The sequence below is a fragment of the Mycobacterium sp. SA01 genome, assembly GCF_041287105.1.
Lineage (GTDB): Bacteria > Actinomycetota > Actinomycetes > Mycobacteriales > Mycobacteriaceae > Mycobacterium.
The window spans coordinates 158,815-177,600 of record NZ_JBGGNO010000020.1; the positions used below are offsets into that span (position 1 = coordinate 158,815).

General features: G+C 66.5%; 15 protein-coding genes. 11 read left to right on the top strand and 4 right to left on the bottom strand.

The genetic code is table 11. The features are described 5' to 3' along the window. From AB4879_RS19915 to AB4879_RS19925, 3 genes are read right to left on the bottom strand one after another with little or no spacing between them, the layout of a single operon-like run. Complete coding sequence (locus tag AB4879_RS19915; protein ID WP_370508963.1) at window positions 1–1,851, bottom strand: putative bifunctional diguanylate cyclase/phosphodiesterase; 1,851 nt, start codon at window positions 1,849–1,851, stop codon at window positions 1–3. Next, window positions 1,848–3,995 carry an Rv1355c family protein gene (locus tag AB4879_RS19920; protein WP_370508964.1) on the bottom strand — a complete coding sequence of 716 codons (2,148 nt, stop codon included), beginning with the start codon at window positions 3,993–3,995 and terminating at the stop codon, window positions 1,848–1,850. Before AB4879_RS19920 ends, AB4879_RS19915 begins: the two co-directional genes overlap by 4 nt. Then, a complete protein-coding gene (locus AB4879_RS19925; RefSeq protein ID WP_102805368.1) occupies window positions 3,992–4,747 on the bottom strand; it encodes a hypothetical protein in 756 nt (251 codons plus the stop codon). Before AB4879_RS19925 ends, AB4879_RS19920 begins: the two co-directional genes overlap by 4 nt. A gap of 593 nt (window positions 4,748–5,340) precedes the next feature. Between AB4879_RS19925 and AB4879_RS19930 the strand changes: the two genes are divergently transcribed. From AB4879_RS19930 to nhaA, 4 genes are read left to right on the top strand one after another with little or no spacing between them, the layout of a single operon-like run. Beyond that, on the top strand, window positions 5,341–5,535 hold the full coding sequence (locus AB4879_RS19930) for a hypothetical protein (RefSeq protein WP_370508965.1): 195 nt from the start codon (window positions 5,341–5,343) through the stop codon (window positions 5,533–5,535). After that, window positions 5,528–6,172 carry a TrmH family RNA methyltransferase gene (locus AB4879_RS19935; RefSeq protein ID WP_370508966.1) on the top strand — a complete coding sequence of 215 codons (645 nt, stop codon included), beginning with the start codon at window positions 5,528–5,530 and terminating at the stop codon, window positions 6,170–6,172. Before AB4879_RS19930 ends, AB4879_RS19935 begins: the two co-directional genes overlap by 8 nt. A 15-nt stretch (window positions 6,173–6,187) precedes the next feature. Continuing rightward, window positions 6,188–7,282 (top strand): glycoside hydrolase family 76 protein, encoded by a 1,095-nt coding sequence (locus AB4879_RS19940; RefSeq protein WP_102805133.1) that lies wholly within the window; start codon window positions 6,188–6,190, stop codon window positions 7,280–7,282. Further along, the gene (gene nhaA, locus AB4879_RS19945; protein ID WP_370508967.1) at window positions 7,279–9,093 is read left to right on the top strand and encodes a Na+/H+ antiporter NhaA; all 1,815 of its coding nucleotides are present in this window, start codon (window positions 7,279–7,281) and stop codon (window positions 9,091–9,093) included. The genes AB4879_RS19940 and nhaA overlap by 4 nt, the downstream gene beginning before the upstream one ends. A 12-nt stretch (window positions 9,094–9,105) precedes the next feature. Here the strand turns inward: nhaA and AB4879_RS19950 are convergent, their stop codons facing one another. Then, window positions 9,106–10,005 carry an SDR family NAD(P)-dependent oxidoreductase gene (locus AB4879_RS19950; protein WP_370508968.1) on the bottom strand — a complete coding sequence of 300 codons (900 nt, stop codon included), beginning with the start codon at window positions 10,003–10,005 and terminating at the stop codon, window positions 9,106–9,108. 60 nt (window positions 10,006–10,065) lie between these two features. Between AB4879_RS19950 and AB4879_RS19955 the strand changes: the two genes are divergently transcribed. The 7 genes from AB4879_RS19955 to AB4879_RS19985 all read left to right on the top strand — a co-directional run bounded on the left by AB4879_RS19955 (window position 10,066) and on the right by AB4879_RS19985 (window position 18,782). Continuing rightward, window positions 10,066–10,509, top strand: a complete 444-nt coding sequence (locus AB4879_RS19955; RefSeq protein WP_370508969.1) for a nuclear transport factor 2 family protein — start codon at window positions 10,066–10,068, stop codon at window positions 10,507–10,509. Window positions 10,510–10,531: 22 nt separating this feature from the next. Continuing rightward, complete coding sequence (locus AB4879_RS19960; RefSeq protein ID WP_370509529.1) at window positions 10,532–11,683, top strand: sulfotransferase; 1,152 nt, start codon at window positions 10,532–10,534, stop codon at window positions 11,681–11,683. Next, entirely contained in the window at window positions 11,680–12,942 is a 1,263-nt protein-coding gene (locus AB4879_RS19965; RefSeq protein ID WP_370508970.1) for a hypothetical protein, read from the top strand. The genes AB4879_RS19960 and AB4879_RS19965 overlap by 4 nt, the downstream gene beginning before the upstream one ends. Next, on the top strand, window positions 12,942–13,769 hold the full coding sequence (locus AB4879_RS19970; protein ID WP_370508971.1) for an oxidoreductase: 828 nt from the start codon (window positions 12,942–12,944) through the stop codon (window positions 13,767–13,769). The genes AB4879_RS19965 and AB4879_RS19970 overlap by 1 nt, the downstream gene beginning before the upstream one ends. Before the next feature lie 86 nt (window positions 13,770–13,855). Next, the gene (locus AB4879_RS19975; RefSeq protein WP_370508972.1) at window positions 13,856–15,016 is read left to right on the top strand and encodes an XdhC family protein; all 1,161 of its coding nucleotides are present in this window, start codon (window positions 13,856–13,858) and stop codon (window positions 15,014–15,016) included. Between the two features lie 118 nt (window positions 15,017–15,134). Further along, window positions 15,135–15,839: an SRPBCC family protein gene (locus AB4879_RS19980; RefSeq protein ID WP_370508973.1), complete on the top strand. Its 705-nt coding sequence runs from the start codon at window positions 15,135–15,137 to the stop codon at window positions 15,837–15,839. Between the two features lie 861 nt (window positions 15,840–16,700). Further along, a complete protein-coding gene (locus tag AB4879_RS19985) occupies window positions 16,701–18,782 on the top strand; it encodes an Ig-like domain-containing protein (protein ID WP_370508974.1) in 2,082 nt (693 codons plus the stop codon). Window positions 18,783–18,786 lie beyond the last annotated feature (4 nt).

The following is an 18,786-nucleotide window of genomic DNA, read 5'->3' on the forward strand; positions in this document are numbered from 1 at the left end:
TCAGTTCCGGATCGGCACGGAAAAGTCCACTGGGATAACCCGTTTGGCGAACAACTCAGCCATGGCATCGCTGGGGATGGGCCGCGACAGCAGGAAGCCCTGAGCGCGGTGGCAGCCGTGCTGGAGAAGGGTCATCGCCGCGGTCGGCGACTCCACACCCTCGGCGACCAGTTCGAGGTTGAACGCTTCGGCCAGCGCGATGATCGCCCGGACGATCGCCAGATCTTCCGGGTTGGTGCCCAGCTCGAGGACGAAGCCCTTGTCGATCTTGAGGGTGTCCACCGGCAGCGATTTCAGATGGGTGAGCACGCTGTAACCGGTGCCGAAGTCATCGATCGCGATGCGCACACCGACATCTTTGAGTCCGGCAAGTGTGATGCGGGTGGTCTCGATGTCCTGCACCACAACACTTTCGGTGATCTCCAGACATACAGACTTGCCGTCGAGGCCGAATTCGGCGATCGTGTCGGCGACCGATTGGACGAACCCGTCGGCGACCAGCTGCACGGGGGAGACGTTGATCCGGATGACCGCATCCTTGGCGATGCCGCTGGCCTGCCAGCGACTGAACTCCTCGCATGCGGTGCGCATCACCCAGCGGCCCAATTCGCCTGCCAAATTGATGGATTCGGCGACGTGGATGAACGAGTCCGGCAGCAGCAGACCGCGGGTCGGGTGTTGCCAGCGCACCAGCGCCTCGGTCGCCAGGATCTCCCCGGTGCGCATGTCGACCTCGGGCAGGTAGTGCAGGATCAGCGACCCGGTGTCGATCACGTTCTGTAAATGCAACTCGATGTCGTTGCGGAATTCGCTTCTCAGCGACATCTCGTCGGTGAACACCGCGATCTTGTTGCCGCCGGCGTTCTTGGCGTTGAGCACTGCCTGGTCGGCGCGGCGTAGCAGGTCCGATGTGGTATCTCGCCCCGGAACACCAACTGCGACACCAGCACTGACCGTGCGGGTGAGAGTCTCACCGCCGATCGTCACCCGGTCGCGCAACGCATCCTGTAGCCGGTGGGCCAGTGCCTCGGCGGCGCCGGCGTCCACAGAACCGGCCGGCACGATCACGAACTCGTCGCCACCGAGGCGTGCGATCACGTCTCCGTCGCCGGTCTCCTCGCGCAACCGTTCGGCGAACGCCTGGATGAACCAGTCACCGGCATGATGCCCCAGATAATCGTTGATCGCCTTGAGTCGGTCGAGGTCGAGGAACAGCACCGAGACGGGCCCCTCCTGACCGACCCGCAACCGATCATCGATGTGGGCCAGCAATGCCCGCCGGTTGTAGAGCCCGGTCAGATCGTCATGCTCGGCGAGGTAACGCAGCTGGTCTTCGGCGACCACCCGCGCCTGCACCTGGGCGAACAACGAGGCGATCGCCTTGAGCGCGTTGGTTTCCTCGGGTGTCCAATCCTTGATCCCGATCTTGATGAATCCCAGACACCCGGTGGTGATTTCACCCGACAGCAACGGCACTGACGCCAGCGAGGGCAGGGTCACACCGCTGGCCTCCTGGACCCGGCGCTGGTAGTCGTCGGCGTCATCGGGGGCCGGCTCGGGAGAGAAGAAAACGGGCTCCTTGGCGTTCTCCGCGGCCGCGAAAATCGGGTCGGCGCCGTCGAAGTACACCACCCCGAGAGGATCGGGATCCGGCACGTCCGGCCGCGGCGGCCACTCTGCGATGAGCACGGTGGCCCGGATCGCGTGGTCGTTGTACCGCAGGAAGCTGAAATCGACACCGAACGACGCCACCAGGTCCGCGAGTACGTCCTGGCTGACCTGAGCCGAGGTCGCGGATGTGGCCGCCATGAGCTTGGCGGCCACATTCGTGACGAGGTTGTCGAGGCTCATTCCCCGAGTGTCCCCCTATCGGCTGCGCGACGGCTACTGCGCAGCGACGGTCGTGGCGCGTGGCTGAACCGCAGCACCAGAGCCTGGGCCTCGTTCGACGCGGTCCCTGTCAATGAACGGAACCGGTGTTGGAGGTCTCGCAGTTGCGCGACGTATTCGGCGGCCAGTTCTTCCAGGTCCCGGTCATCATGGGCGTATAGGAATACCGGCGAGACCGGCTGGACGCCCAAGCCGAGCCGCTGGGCGGCCACCCATACCGCCTCGACTGCGGCGCCGCCGCGGGCATAGTCGGTCAGCGCGCTTCCGGCGAACGTCACGACCCCGAGCGCCGAGCTGGACAGCACGCGGTCGGTCACGTCTTGGCCGAGGGCCGCACCGGCATCCCATTGCGCCAAGCGGGCCATCACGTCGCCACGGCGCAGGACGTCCAGTGTGGCGAGGTCGGAGGGGGCCAGCTCGAGGGTGCGGATGTCGAGTCCGTCAGAGGTGTCGTCGCCGGGCCAGCGAACTTCGGAGATCATCTCGGCGTGCAGACGTGGCTGCAGGTAGCGGATCCGGTCGGTGGCCGCCAAGATGGCGGCCGCATGTTCGATGTCCGGACGTTCGGTCAGCAGCCGAAGCGTGCCGCCCTCGGACTCTGCGGCGGCCTGGAGATCGGCGACGATCGCCGGCGTGAGCTGTGTGGGTGCGCCGCGGTGGCGGTTCGTTTCCCGCTCCAGCATCGGTTCGTAGAGCGCGGCCAGGGTGTCGTCGCTGCCCGCCGCCAGTCGAACGACCGCACGCAGCGGTGTGGTCTGGTCGTTGTCCTCGGAGATGTCGACCGGCCCGAGCATGCTGAGCGCCGCGGCGGCGACCCGGGCGTTGAATGTGGCCGCCCCGACCGCGACGGCGCTGCCCCGGTACGCGACGTCCATCGTCGAGGTGTACTTCGGGTCCAGCTCGACGGTCACCGAGTCATTGTGCGACATGACGTTCCACGGCTGCATGTTTCCCCCGGACGGGGCGCAGCGTGCCGCAGCCGCGACAGTGTCGGCGGGTGTGGTGTCGGCTCGTCCTACCGGGTGGGCAGGGACGGCGGAGGCCGGCTCGGGCCGGCGCACGGGTTCTTCCAAGTTGTCCAGTGAGTGGGACACGTCGATGCGCACCCGGCCCGACTGCAGTCGTTCGCCAAGGCCGATCCGGCGGACAGCCTCGGCTACCGTGGCCGCGCCGACGGCGATGTCACCGGCGACCTGAGGCCACGTGGACAGCGTGCGGCCGACTTCGACCAGTGAGGCCGCACCACGCGCGGAGAGCCGGCCCGCGTCGATGATGCTCAGTACGTGCGGCACTTTGTCGGTACTGCTCAGACCGGCGAGCTCGGCAACACCGATGTCGCCAAGCAGGCCGTGCAGGATCGGCCGGTCAGGTTCGAGGTCGTAGCGTTCGACGTCGATCAGGCCGCGGTCGCTGCTGGCCATGAGTACCGGAACGCGGCGGGCACGAGCCGCCTCTCGTATCGCAGCCTTGATGTCCAGGGAATCGCATTCCTCGACGGCGATGTCCAGCCCGTCGAGGAAACCGCCCATCGTGTCCATGGTCAGGCCGTCGGTCAGCACGTGCACACGGAGGTACGGGTCGAGTTCGGCGATCCGTCGCGCTGCCACGATCGCCTTGTTCACGCCGATGTCGAACACGGTTGCGGGGACCCGGTTGAGGTTGGAGAGTTCCAACGTGTCGAAGTCGGCCAGCCGCAGCTCACCGCACAACCCTTGGGCGGCAAGGGTATGGGCGATCGCGTGGCCGACCGACAAACCCACCACGCCGATGGTCACGGCGGCCAGTCGCTGTTGTTCGGCGAGCGTGATCATGTTGCGGTTGCGGTCGAGCCGCAGCCGGCGAAACGCTTGGGGGCCCGGCACAGCCACCACGGAGTGTCGCCAGGGGTAGTACGCCCAGCGCATCGGTTCGGCGAGAAGTTCAGGTTCCACCGCAGGGCGAAGCGAGCGGAGTGCATCCGTGAATTCCGAAGAGCCATCGATGAATTCGGTGCGCGCATCGGCGCGCAACCGAGCCAATATGGTTTCGTCGTGGGGATCGTCGTCGAGCAGAATCCGCGCGTTGTACGCGTCTGCGCCGGTGCCGGCGGAGACGTCGAAACTCACATGCCGCTCCCGTACTGCATGCCGAAGCCGCTGAACTCGTCCGAAATCGTGGCCAGCATGCGCATCTCCTTGACGATCTTGGCCAACTGCCCCGGCTCGGCGTGGTTGGCGAACGTGCGCCTATCCCACCACATCATCTTGGTGCGGTAGCGATCGCTGGGGTAAGCCGCCGCCGGGATCTTGGTAGCCACCACGCCGCCCGAGGTGCTCCACCGGTCCAAGACGTGCGCGGCCGCGGTCGCCAGGATGAACTGGGCCCCCAGCAGGGTCATCGTGGGGAAGGCGGTGCGCGCGAACGCGCGGGTGAGCTCACCGCTGCGGGCCGGATCGTCACTGACCCACGCCGACTTCATCTCCACCACACCGAACGGCAGGCGGTCGGTGATCATTTTGCGGACGGCGTCCTGGCCGGGCTGGCCGTCCCATTCGACGATCGCGTGCGATTCATCGGCAAGGAGGTACGGACCTTTTGCCCGCAGCCCGCCGAGCATTTTTCCGTTGTCGTCGAGGGCGGTATAGAACAGAGTCGTGTCGCGGCCGTCCCGGAACGAGTCGATGTCCAGCGCCGCCTCAACGCCGTGCTTCGCATAACTATTCAGCGCTCCCTGCAGGTAGTCCTCCCATAGCCCAGGTTCGCTGTCCGGTTGGGCCAGCACGATCGTGCACCCGGTATCGGCGTCGCGCCAGCTAATGGTTTCGGGCAGTGTGTAGAGCTTTTGTTCCGGAAAGGCCAGCACGGAGGCGTTCATCATTTCCCATCTTTGGAGGGGCCTGCGGTAGGGGGTCCCGCAGCGGGTACCGGGGTGGAACATGGGTTATTTATTCGAACTTGCAAATATCAGTATCTCGCCGAAACGTGCCAAGACTCCAGCCGTTAGCAGGAAAAGCGCTGGTTACCGGGGGGTAGCCGACGAAATCCGCAGTGAACTCCGGCCGACAGCGCGGCTTGCGTGAACACCTGTGCGCACAGAATTCCTGGTCAAGGGCGGCGCACCTGCTGAGGGAGCTGGAGACCCTAGACTCCATATCGGCTGAGACCAATCTGTTATTACCGGTGCCGTAGCGGGCGCATGGTATGTGCCGAGCGTGATCTAGGGGGCAGAAAGGGTGCTGGGTGACCTGTATCGCACCTCTGTTGCCGCCCCCTGGCACCGCCGCGCCGCGAGGGAAATTCACCGCCCTCGGCACCTCAATACCGGCTGCTCTCAGTCTGATCTGCGCAACCCCATGCGCAGATTCCCCCAGCAAATCGACCTATAGTGGCGCGCACGCAAAGATCGGTGAGTCGCCGGCACTGCTGGGCCGGAGCGTCAGAGTTGCTGAATTTCGCTGGAACGGTGAATTCGTGCTCTTCGACATCGGCATCCTCATCGACGCCGCCGGGCAGCGACGACTCACGAAGACGGCGAGCCTAGGTGCGGTGCACGAACACGGCGCGGCCTATGGTGCTTCCGTGCTGATCCGGCCGAACGACGCCCTGCTGAATGCGACCGAGTCGGTGATCGGCGCCCACGCCGCGGTCTGGGTCAGTCGTGACTGACGCCGGTCCCACCGAATGGAGCACCGGGGCCCCTGGCGTCGGCCCCTGGGTGGGCGACCTGCCCGACGATCCCCGCTACGACCCGGACTTGTTGCGCCAGGGCGACACTCGCAACGTCGTCGACGCATACCGGTACTGGACGCGGGAAGCGATCATCGCCGATATCGATCGGCGCAGACACGCCTTGCACATCGCGATCGAGAATTTCGGCAACGACGCCAACATCGGCGCGGTGGTCCGCACCGCCAACGCATTCGCTGTCGACACCGTGCACATCGTCGGCAGGCGGCGGTGGAATCGCCGCGGCGCCATGGTCACCGACCGCTACCAACGGCTGGCCCATCACGAGAACACCGAGGACCTGCTGGCTTTCGCCGCCGGTGCCGGACTGACCGTTGTCGCTGTCGACAACGTCCCGGGCGCGGTGCCGCTGGAAACCACCGTGCTGCCGCGGGATTGCGTGCTGGTCTTCGGGCAGGAGGGGCCGGGCATCTCCGAGGCTGCCCAGACCGGCGCGGCGGTCACCGTCTCGATCGCTCAATTCGGGTCGACACGCAGCGTCAACGCCGCCGTCGCCGCCGGCATCGCGATGCACGCCTGGATCAGGCAATGGGCCGACCTTTCGCAGGCCTGGTAGGGCAGGATTGACGGCATGGACCAGCTGTGGGCGAACCGCGCTGCCAGCGCCGAAACAGCCGTCGCGACGCGGCACCTGCGCCGGCTCTGGGGGCTGCCCGGAACGCAACTCGGCGTCGTGGCGTGGCCGTCCGCCCGCCGGGACCGGCTGTTCGGGACATGGCATTACTGGTGGCAGGCGCACCTGCTCGACTGCCTTGTCGATGCGCAGTTGCGTGACCCGCAGCCGCACCGGCTCGGCGAGATCAAGCGGCAGATCCGCGGGCACCGGCTGCGCAACAACGGACGTTGGACCAACAGTTACTACGACGACATGGCCTGGCTGGCATTGGCGCTCGAACGCGCCGACCGGGTGGCCGGCATAGGACGGCCACGGGCGCTGAAAACGTTATGCGACCAGTTCATCAGCTCCTGGGTACCTGAAGACGGCGGCGGAATCCCTTGGCGCAAGCAGGATCAGTTCTTCAACGCTCCCGCCAACGGCCCGGCCGGGATCTTCCTGAGTCGCTATGACGACCGGCTGCGCCGGGCCCAGCAGATGGCCGACTGGATCGACGAGACCTTGATCGACCCCGAGACCCACCTGGTGTTCGACGGCATCAAGGCCGGGTCGCTGGTCCGCGCCCAGTACACCTACTGCCAGGGCGTGGTGCTGGGTTTGGAGGCCGAGCTCGCCGCGCGCACGCACGACGACCGGCACGCGGATCGGGTGCGGCGACTGGTCGCGGCGATCGGTGAACACATGGCGCCCGACGGCATCCTGAATGGGGCCGGCGGCGGCGACGGGGGCCTGTTCGCCGGGATCACCGCCCGCTACCTTGCGCTCACCGCGACGATCCTGCCCGGCGACGCGGCGGCGGACACCCGCGAGAGCGCTCGCGCTGTCGTGCTGGCGTCGGCGCAGGCGGCGTGGGACAACCGCCAAAACGTCGACGGGTTGCCGTTGTTCGGCCCCTCCTGGGGCAGCATCGCCGAGATCCCCACCGCCGGTGGCGGACAGGCACAGTTCGTCGAGGGCGCGGTGAACTCGTCGCAGACACCCGAACGTGATCTGTCGGTGCAGCTGTCGGGTTGGATGTTGATGGAGGCGGCGCATACGGTGACAGCGTGAGAGGGAGCCGGTTGGGTCGCGACCCGACAGCGAAGCGCTTTGGCGAGAACGCCGCCGCGGCCCTACTGCTGACATTCACCCTTGCGGCCATCCTGTGGGCGAATTCGCCCTGGGCGCACACCTATTCCGAGTTCTGGGAAACGCATGTCGGCCTGAGCTTCGGAAACATGCATGGTGAGTTGACGGTCAAGGAACTCGTCAACGACGCATTGATGGCGTTCTTCTTCTTCATCGTCGGACTGGAGGTCAAGGCCCAGTTCACCATCGGCGAACTGACCGAGCGTTCCCGCGCCCTGGTACCCGTGGTCGCCGCGATCGCCGGGCTGACGATGCCCGCGGTGATCTTCCTGCTGTTCAACCCCTCCGGTCAGGACGCCAGCGCCTGGGGTGTGGTCATCTCCACCGACACCGCGTTCCTGGTCGGGGCGCTGGCCATTATCGCGCCCCAGTATCCGGCGCGGCTGCGGACGTTCCTGCTGACGTTGGCCGTCGTCGATGACGTGGGTGCACTGGCCGCCATCGCGCTGTTCTATTCCGAACAGATCCGCGTCGGTCCGCTGGTGGTCGCCGTGGTGCTCGTCGGTGCGCTGATCGGCGTGCGCTACCTGCCGGCCGCTCTGCGCGGGGTGTCGTATTCGATTCTCGCCGTTGCCCTCTGGCTGGCACTCTTCGCCGGCGGAGTGCACCCCACCCTCGCCGGTGTGCTGGTGGCCTTGGTGATCCCGGTGTTCACACCCGAGCGCCAACGAGTGGAGGCGGCCGTCGACGTGATCCGGGCGTTCCGCCAGTCACCGAACTCGGAGTACGCGCGCGCCGCCACCCGGAGCCTGCGCGACTCGATCTCGATCAACGAGCGGCTGGTGACGGGGTTCGGGCCCTACGTCTCGTTCGGGGTGCTGCCGTTGTTCGCGTTGGCCAACGCCGGCGTGCGGCTGGACACCGACACCGTGCTGGCGGCCGTCCGCTCACCACTGACCTGGGGTGTGGTGGCCGGCCTGGTGCTCGGCAAGCTGATCGGCATCACCGGCGCGACCTGGATCGTGCAGCGCACCGGGATGGGCAGGCTGTCGCCGGGCTTGACGTTGCGGCGCGTCGCCGGCGGTGCGGCACTGTCCGGTATCGGCTTCACCATCTCGCTGTTCATCGTCGACCTGGCGATCCCCGATCCGCGTTCGGCAGACCTGGCCCGCGTCGGTGTACTGGCGGCATCGGTGATCGCATTCACGTTGGGGTGGGCCGTCTTCCGGCTCACCGACAAGCTCAGCCCGCCGGTCCCGGTCGGCCACAAGCTGGTCCGCGACGTCGACCCGGAACGCGACCACATCCGCGGGCGGGTCGACGCGCCGCTGACCCTGGTGGAATATGGCGATTTCGAGTGCCCGTTCTGCAGCCGTGCCACCGGATCGATCGACGAAGTCCGCGAGTACTTCGGCGACCGATTGCGTTACGTGTGGCGACACCTGCCACTGGAGCGGGTGCATCCGCGCGCCATCGACGCCGCCCGGGCCAGCGAGGCCGCAGCCCTGCAGGGCAAGTTCTTCGACTTGGCGGCACAGATGTTCGAGTTTCAGGACTACCTGGAATGGCAGCACATCTACCGCTACGCCGACCAAGTCGGTTGTGACATCGAACAATTCGATGATGATCTGCATTCATCACGGGTGCTGCACCGGGTCGACGACGACGCTCAGGACGCCGAGCTGATGGACCTCAACGCGACACCGACGTTCTTCGTCAACGGCGTTCGGCACAAGGGCCCATGGGATGCGGCCAGCCTGATCCGCGCGTTGGAGGCCGGGCGGCCGAGCTGAACGACCTGATCTCTAGACCGGAATCGTTGTGCCGGTTTCCTTTTCGGCGAACTGCACCACTCGGGCCGCCGCGTCGTAGTCACACGCCTTGGGGGAGCGGCCGATCAGCGCCGGCTCGCCGCGCAATCCCAGCCGGGCGCTGGCCCCGACGTAGCTGCCCGGGGGGATCGGCTCGCTGATGCAGTACAGGGTCGGTGCCGCGCCCTGGTCGATGTCGTTGCCGAACCGGTCGGCCACCCCTTTGGCCACCGTGTGCGCCAACGACATCAACGGCGAATCGGACGTCTGCGTCAGGTTGGAGGCCACCCAGCCGGGATGCACCAGTTGGGTGACGACGCCGGAGTTGGCGGCGCGCAGCCGCCGGTCGAGTTCCAGGCCCCACAACATCATGACCAGCTTGGAATGGGTGTAGGCGCTCATCGACGTCCACTTGGTGTGGCGCAGATGCATGTCGTCGAGGCGGAGCGTCGCCTGGCGGTGACCGTCGGAGGAGACGTTGATGATCTGCGACCGCACCCTGGCGAACAGCAGGTTCGTCAGCGCGAATGGGCCGAGCACGTTGGTGCCCAAGGTGGTCTCGAAACCGTCGACGGTTTCGTGGCGCTTGTCGGTCAATGCGCCGGCGTTGTTGATGAGGATGTCGACGTCGCCGTCGAGGCGGTCGCTGAAGCCCCGGACCGATCCGAGATCGGCCAGGTTCAGCTCGATCACCTCCGTGGACCCGGTGATCTCGGCGGCGCGCTGCTCGCCGAGGGCGGTGTTGCGGACAGCCATGATCACGTGGGCACCCGCGCGGGCCAGGGCTCGCGTGGTGCCCAGGCCAACGCCGTTGGTCGCGCCTGTCACGATGATCCGCTTACCGGTGAGATTGCCGAGCCGGGCCGGCGACCACTGAGTCACGCGGGCGAGCATAGCGGCAATTCTGGACAAACAAGCCCATCTAAGCAATTGCTCTGCGATCATCGGCTGGACATGAGTGACAGTGCGCAAGCGATCACCAACCTCATCTACGTCTATGCCGAACTGATCGACGCCGGCAACCTCGACGGCGTCGCCGACCTGTTCGCGCACGGACGCATCTGCGGTGTGGAGAACGGGCCACCCGAGACGGTCTTCGAGGGCCGGGACCGGGTGCGCGGCATGTACGAGATGGCCACCCGCCTCTACGAGGACGGGACCCCGAAGACCAAGCACAACACCAGCAATGTGCAGCTGTACATCGACGACGAGGCCGGCACCGCCCGCAGCAGGTCCTATTACTGCGTCACCCAGGCCACGCCGGAGCTGCAATTGCAGGTCATCGTCACGGGGCACTATCACGACACCTTCCACCGCATCGACGGCCAGTGGTGGTTCGACTCGCGCACCATGTTCGTCGACCAAGTCGGCGACGTGAGCCAGCACCTGAAGTTCTGAGCCGGTGGCCGGCACCTTTGCGATGGCGGCCGTCCTGGCCGACGCGCAGCGCAAGGAAGGGCGCAGCGACTGGGGGCCCGGGGACTTCGAGGAACCTCTGGGCGTCCTGCTCGACGACTACCCCGGCGCGGGGCTCAATGCGATCGGTGAGCACATTCTGCGATCCGGCATCGTGCACAGCCTCCGCATGCGGCTGCGGACCCAGGCGTGGATCGAGCGGCATCCTGAGATCCTCGACGAACAGATCGAGGCGCCGATCGTCGTCGTCGGGATGATGCGCAGCGGGACCACGCTGCTGCAGCGTCTGCTCGCCGCCGACACCCGGCTGCACTGTGCCCGCGGCTGGGAGGTGGTCGAGGCCGCGCCGAAACTCGACCACGATTTCGCCGGTACCGACCCGCGCATCGCGATCAGTGAGGTGCGGGAGACCAAGTCCCGCGAGCTGGCGCCCGAACTGTTCGCCATCCATCCGATGTATGCCAGGGAGGCCGAGGAGGAGATCGTCTTCCTGGCCGATGCGTTCCTGTCGCATGTTCCGGAGTCCGGCGCCAACCTGCCCACCTACCGATCCTGGCTCAACACCCAGGATTTCGCGCCGGCCTACCGCTATCTGCACCGTATGTTGCGATTCCTGCAGTGGCAGCAGCGCCGCCGCGGGATCACCGCCGGTCGCTGGGTGCTGAAATCACCTGCCCATCTGGGCTACCTCGACGCGCTGCGCGACGAATTCCCGGGCGTCCACATCGTCCACATGCATCGCGATCCGCGTACCACTGTCGCCTCCGGCGCCAGTCTCAACGCGACCCTGCACGCCATGCACGCCGACGACGTCGACCCGCGGCGGGTGGGTGCGCAGTGGCTGGAGCGGATGGGCTGGACCAACGACCGCGCAATGGCCGTGCGGAACAGTTGGTCCGACGAGTCGGTGCGGGTCACCGACATCCAGTACGAAGATGCGGTCGCCGACCCGATCGGTGAGGTGCGCCGAGTCTACGACGCCGTCGGGCTGGAGCTGACCGACACCGCGGCCACCGCGATGTCCGACTGGCTGGCCAACCGGCCGCGCGAGGTTCCGCGCCCACCGTACGACCTTGGTGCCTACGGCCTCAGTGGCGGGCAGGTTGATGAACGTTTCTCGTTGTACAACAAGCGTTTTCGAAAGGACGACCAATGAGTGCCGACGACCCGGTCGCGACACCCTCCCAGCACGAGCAGGAGCTGGCCGCGCTCGAGCTGACCGAACACCCGACCGTCAAAGAGGCCTACCGGACGGTCGCGGAGAACTGGCTGAGCCGCGCGAAAGCCTCCGACGCCATGCGGGAGCGGTTCGACGCAGCCTTCGCCGAGGTGATGTTCTCGGCGGCGGTGTGGTCGTCCAACCAGGACAAGCTGCGGCCGAAGGTCAGCTGCATCACCCGGCTGGCGCACCCGGTGGGCGATCGGCAGATCCCCGGATCACGTTGGGGCATCGACAATCCGGACACCGTGTACCGGGTCATCCCGATCTCGGGGGATGAGCGCTACGAGATCCGCGGACGCGTCGGCGAACACCGGATGACCGAGAATTACTTCACGCTGTGGGACGCCAACATGGGCACCGTGGCTGTGCTCAACGGCAAGACCATGGACGTCGACAGCGACGGCAGCTACACGATCACCGTGGACTCCGAGCCGGCCAACGGTCGGCGCAACCACGTACAGACCACGTCCGAAGCGCACGAGTTCTACATCCGCGATGTGCTTTTGGACTGGGCCAGTGACGATCCCAACCACATCACCGTCGAACGTCTCGGTGGCGCGCCCCGCACACCGGCCCGCACCGTCGACGAACAAGCCGAGGCGACCGCGGCGATGATGGCGTATTTCGCGAACTTCACCGGCAAGCTCAGCCACGGCATCTACAAGATGCCGGCCAACCACTTCAACCTGGCCTGGTCGGCGGACAAAGTGGGCGCGATGAAGAACCAGGTGTATGTGATGGGCCGGTTCGACCTCGGTCCCGAGGAGACCTTCGTGGTCAACGTCAACGACGGTGGCGCCGAGTACTTCACGGTTCCGTTGAGCAACATCTGGGGCACCACGCTCAACATCGTCGACGCCACCGGCAGCCTGAACAAGGCGCAGTCGGTGCCCGACGCCGACGGCAGCTACACCTACGTGATCTCCCCGGTCGATCCCGGCGTGGCCAACTGGATCGACTCCGACGGCCTGCGGGAAGGTGTCCTCACGCTGCGGATGGCGGAGTTCGCCGAGGGCGGGCCGACACCCGATCTCGGTGCCACCGGTCGCATCGTCCCGCTCGACCGGCTCGACGACGAGGTCCCCGGCCTTGCCCGCGTCACCGCCGAGCAGCGGGCCGAACAATTGGCGTCGCGGCGGCAGGCCTATCTGCGCCGGCTACCCGAAGGCACGCCCAACGAGAGGACCAACTGATGGCTCGCTGGCTGGTCACCGGCTGCTCCACTGGTTTCGGACGCGAAATCGCCCGTGCCGCACTGCAAGACGGCCACCAGGTGCTCGTCACCGCCCGCCGCGCGGACGCCGTCACCGATCTGGTGGACGAGTTTCCTGACCTCGCGATGGCCGCCGCGCTCGACGTGACCGACGCCGATCAGATCGCGGCCGCGGTATGCGCCGCCGACGATGCCTTCGGTGGCGTCGACGTTCTGGTCAACAACGCCGGACACGGCTACCTGTCGGCGGTCGAGGAAGGCGAAGACGCCGAGGTCCGAAAGTTGTTCGACGTCAACTACTTCGGATCCGTCGACATGATGAAAGCGGTGCTTCCCGCCATGCGGGCCCGCGGTTCGGGGCACATCGTGAACATCTCCTCGATGACCGGTTTGGTGGCCAACCCGCCCAATGCGTACTACTCGTCCACCAAGTTCGCACTCGAGGCCGTCAGCGAGGCGCTGTCCGCCGAGGTGGCGCCCCTGGGCATCAAGGTGACACTGATCGAGCCGGGGGCGTTCCGGACCGATTGGGCATCGCGCTCGATGAAGGAATCCGGCGCGCCGATCACCGAATACGCCGACGTGGCCGCGCGCAAGGATCTGATCAAGCAATTCGCCGACCATCTGCCCGGCGATCCGCGCAAGGTCGCCGAAGCCGTTTTGATGGTGACCAAGCTGGACGAGCCGCCGCTGCGACTGCTGCTCGGACGAGATGTCCTCAAGGCGATGCGGGACAAGATCGCTGCTCTGTCGGCATCGATCGATCAGTGGGAAGCGGTCACCAAGGACGTCAACTTCCCCCGCTAGCGGATAAGTGAGGGGCAAACGCCCGCTACGCCATTGCTTGTCGTGAATGTGTGCCGGTGACCGCGATTCGGCTTACGTTTGATCTCGTGCAGGACGTTCTTGCCGAGCTTGCGGCGATCTGGCGGACCGGCGAGACCGCCGGGCTGGCCACCGTCGTGCGCACGTTCTCTTCGGCGCCTCGAGCGCCCGGTGCGGCGATGGTGGTGGCCCCCGACGGAGCCGTCAGCGGTTCGGTGTCGGGCGGGTGTGTCGAAGGCGCGGTCTACGAATCGGCCACCGACGCCCTCGCCAGCGGAGCGCCCCGATTGGAGCGGTACGGGGTCAGTGACGACGACGCTTTTGCGATCGGCCTGACCTGCGGCGGCACGCTCGACGTCTTCATCGAGCCCGTCTCGCGCAGCACTTTTCCGCATCTGGACCGCGTGCTCGACGCCATCGCCGAGCATCGACCGGTGGCGGTCGCCACCGTGATCGCCCACCCGGACCGTGAGTGGCTGGGGCGGCGGCTTGTCGTCGAACCGGACAGTGCCGCTGGCACTGTGGGTTCGGCGCGCGCCGACGCCGCCGTGACCGACGACGCCCGCGGACTGCTGGCCGCCGGCCGCAGCGAGGTGCTCGGCTACGGTCCGGACGGCCAGCGCCGGGGCGAGGGCATGGAGGTGTTCGTCGCCTGCCACGCCCCGCGCCCCCGGCTGTTGGTGTTCGGCGCCATCGACTTCGCCGCCGCCGTGGCCCAGCAGGGCGCATTCCTCGGCTATCGGGTGACAGTCTGCGATGCCCGCGGGGTATTCGCCACGCCTGCCCGGTTCCATACCGCGCACGAGGTGGTCGTCGATTGGCCGCACCGATATCTGGCCGCCCAGGCGGAGGCCGGGGCGATCGACTCCCGCACGGTGATCTGTGTGCTCACCCATGACGCCAAGTTCGACGTGCCGCTGCTCGAGGTGGCCCTGCGGCTCGACGTCGGCTACGTCGGCGCGATGGGATCGCGGCGCACGCACGAGGACCGGCTGGCCCGGCTGCGCGAGGCGGGCCTGACCGATGCGGAGCTGAGCAGGCTTGCCAGCCCGATCGGACTGGACCTCGGCGCCCGCACTCCGGAGGAGACCGCGGTGTCGATCGCCGCCGAGATCATCGCTCGCCGATGGGGTGGCGGGGGGCGTCCGCTGTCGGAGACCGACGGCCGGATTCATCACGACGACGAGCGCGACAGTGCCTCGGTGGCAGCAGAATTGAGCAATATCTGAGTCGCTGGCGGCGCTGCTCTATCACATCAGGGGTCGGTGCAGCGGCCCACCTTCAGGGGCTGGCAGGCTGGTGCACAACGAGTTCCGTACCGCACTCGCCACCGGATGAGGAGAGCCCATGAAGATCGACAACGAGTTCACCGTCAGCGTCCCGATCGCGCAGGCTTGGGCAGTCCTCAGCGACATGGCGCAGGTGGTCCCGTTGATGCCGGGTGCGCAGCTCACCGGCCAGGAGGGCGACGACTACCTGGGCAAGGTCAAGGTGAAGGTCGGACCGGTCACCAGTGAGTTCAGCGGCAAGGCGCACTTCGTGGAGCGCGACGAGTCCCAGCATCGCGCCGTCGTCGACGGGCGCGGCAAGGAGGCTCGCGGCACCGGCAACGCGGCGGCGGTCGTCGTCCTGCAGCTGCACGAGGCCGGCGATCACACCCGGGTCAGCGTCGAGACCGACCTGAAGATCGTCGGCAAGCTGGCCCAGTTCGGCAGCAGCATGCTGCAGCAGGTGTCCGAGAAGCTGCTCGGACAGTTCGTCGACTCGCTGGAAGCCAAGCTGGCCGAGGGCGCGGATGTACCGGAGATCCCCGAGAGCGCTGTCGAAGCCGCCCTGGACACCCCGGCCACGCCCGGTGCCGCAGGGCTGGGCACCGCGGCGGCAACGGCCGCGCCGCGGGTCGCGCCCGCGGCCACCCCCGCTCGGGAACCGGAACCGATCGATCTGCTGGCGCTGGCCGGCGGCACGTCGATGACGAAGTACGTGGCAGCCGGCGTCGCCGCGCTGGTGCTGCTGATCCTGATCGCGGTCGTCAGCCGACGCCGCGGGTGATCTGACCGGCTTTGCTGCGGCCGGCTAAGGCCGGTGGAGACACCTCCGGCTTGGCCCTGACGTCGGGGTGTTGCCGGCCACGCTGACTTTGCTGCGCGACAGGTCCATGTTCGCCGTTGACTAGATACAATCATGCCGGTATGTTTCTGCGATGTCCGTCACACCCGACTCGTTCCTGTGACGTACGCCATACCACCGGGCGACGACGCCCTCCGAGATTGGACTCCGTCAATGGCCGACTCCCCAGAGCCCACCGCGACAAGTGCTCCCGTCCGTTATAGGCCTGGTGCGAGCCTCGATGCCTCACGTCCCGCCGCGACGGCGGCGAGCGGAACCACCGGACCCCATGGGTTGGATCTGGCATCCCTTGGCGTGCGCGCAGCTCAGGTTGCCGGACTCGCGGTGGCGGCCTATGTCATCACAGCCGTGACGTCCGGCCTTGGAGTCGCATCAGCTGAGGCGGGGGACGAGACGGGCAGTTCCGTCACGTCGACGAGCCAGCACGACACGCATTCGGCGAGTGCGAACCGGGTCGGGCCGCGTGCCGGCTCGCACAACTCCGCGCGGCGACCCGCTGCCGCCGAGTCGTCCGGTGCTCCGTCGTCGAAATCCTCGAAGAGGACTGGGGGCTTCCGGGTCTCGTCGGCCGACAGGCAATTACGTGCGAGCACTTATGCGACCCGCGCTCCCCTTACGACCGCGACTAACGTTGCCGGCCTCGGGCCGGGCCCGTTCGCGGTGTCGGCACCGACGCTGCCGAGTCGGGTTGGACCGCATTGGTCTCCACTGAACTGGATTCAGCGGAACTTGTTGAACCGAGCGCCGGTGGTTCACTACCGGGCCAGCCTCAACTCTCAGGACATGAGCAACGGTGTGATCACCGGCAACATCGGCGCGGTGGATCCGGACCGAGATCGCCTGACCTACACGGTGATTGGGAACCCCAAGTACGGGACTCTGGATGTCGATCCGCTCACCGGCAATTTCACCTTCACCCCGACCGCGCTCTTCGCCGAGTTCGGGGGTGCCGACTCGTTCACGGTGAAGGTCAGTGACGGCCGATTTCATCCGCTCTCTCTGCTGTTCTCGCCTGATCGCGGTACTCCGACGCCGCGACTCGCCGTTGTCGTAAAGTCGCTGCCCGACGCTTCACCGTCGTCGCCACTTGAGCCGTTCAAGGTCGAGAAGGTGATCGAGTTCGACGTCCCGGACGGTGTGGTGGTCAACGGCGCGGACCTGACTCCCGACGGTGAGCATCTGCTGCTGTCGGTGAGCATCGCCGGCAAGACTCAGATCGCGGTCAGCAACTTGGACGGTGGGGACTATCAATGCGTTTCCTGCGGTCTGGTCGCCAATGCCGCCAAAGCCATTGCGCTGGAGGGTAATCAGAAGATCTGGTTCGCCAGCACGTCCGGACAGCAATCCGCCGACGATCCGCTTGGAGGGGCGGGGCTGATCAGCTACGCGATTCTTGAGTGCGAAGGTTCTATCTCCTCGTGCGCGAACCCCACCGTCAAGAATGTGGAGTTCCCGTCAGATCGGGGGCCGCTGGCCGCGTCCACGCAGAATCGGGAGGCCAAGCCGGACCCGTTCGGCGAATACGTGACCTGGACCGAGAACACGCCGATCACCGGCCCGCGGATGAGTATCGCGAGACTGGTTGCCACCGATACCGGATACAAGCTCGTCGATCAACGGATCTTCGCCCCGCAATGGGACGAAAACACCGAATATGCACAAGATTTCGCGAATGCCACGCGTTTTTACGAGGGCGGCAGCTGGCATGCCGGCGGCCGGTATCTGAAGTACCAGACCACCACCACCGGGTTGAACTACGACATCTATCTACTGGACACGCTCACCGGGGAACGGCGCCAACTCACCACCGATCTGGACTACAACGAGTCCGGTGATGTCGCGCCGGACGGCCGCTCGGTCTACTTCAGTTCAGCGCGTGGGGCTGACCGGATGGACGTCTTCACCGCCCTGCAGCGCCCGTCGCTCCTCGACGTCGCGGCATTCCCCCAGATGGCCCGGGTGAGTCTGTGGAACAACCGCCGTGCGATGAACGAGCCCTGGGTGATGAACCTCGAAGACGGTCAGCAATTGGGCGCATACTCCGGTCAGCCGATCATCATCGACCCCGACTGGACCATTCGTGGCTGGAGCTGGTTTCCCGATTCCACCCGGGCGCTGATCAACGAACAACAGCGCCCGGATACGGTGACTCCCGGAGCACCCGACACCCCGTGGCGGTTCAGCATCATCAGCTTCCCGGACAGAGAGCCGACGACCCCGCTGGCACCGGTGCACCAGGATCCGGACGCAATCGCCACGTGGTCGATCCCGGTCGAGGAGTACAACCCGATGATGGGGCGCCAGGTTCCGTCGCGAGTTCTCAAGGGCGCGAACTCCGGTACCGCCACCCTGAACTACAGCGGTACCTTCGCCTCGGGTACGTACTCGGTGACCTACGAGAACTACTCCGACGACGGGAAGACCTTCATCAACGGCACCGAGAAGGTCACCGTCGTCAACCCGATCGGCAATGCCACCTGGACTGCCGATCTGACGAGCACCGGTGAGCGGACCGGCTACCTGAAGGGCAGCATCAAAGCCGGCAAGGCCAATGCGTTCTCGGGCACGGTCTCGTCCGAGATCAACGGTGTCACCTACAGCGGCGTCCCCATCCAGACCGACTTTCCGGTGATCAACCCGCCCCAGCTCGCGATCTCGTCCTTCGACAACAGAGTCAGGGTGACCGCCGGGGTGGCCGAGGACGGCTACTCGCGAGCCGTCCGCGGCGCCACCGTCACGGTCGGTTCCACGACGGTGACCACCGACGAGCGCGGGTTCGCCCAGATTGCGTTCGTCCCAGGGGACACCATCACGGTCAGTGCGGGCGGCTTCCTGTCGGCCAGCCAGCAGGTGCCGTCCGCCTGATCAG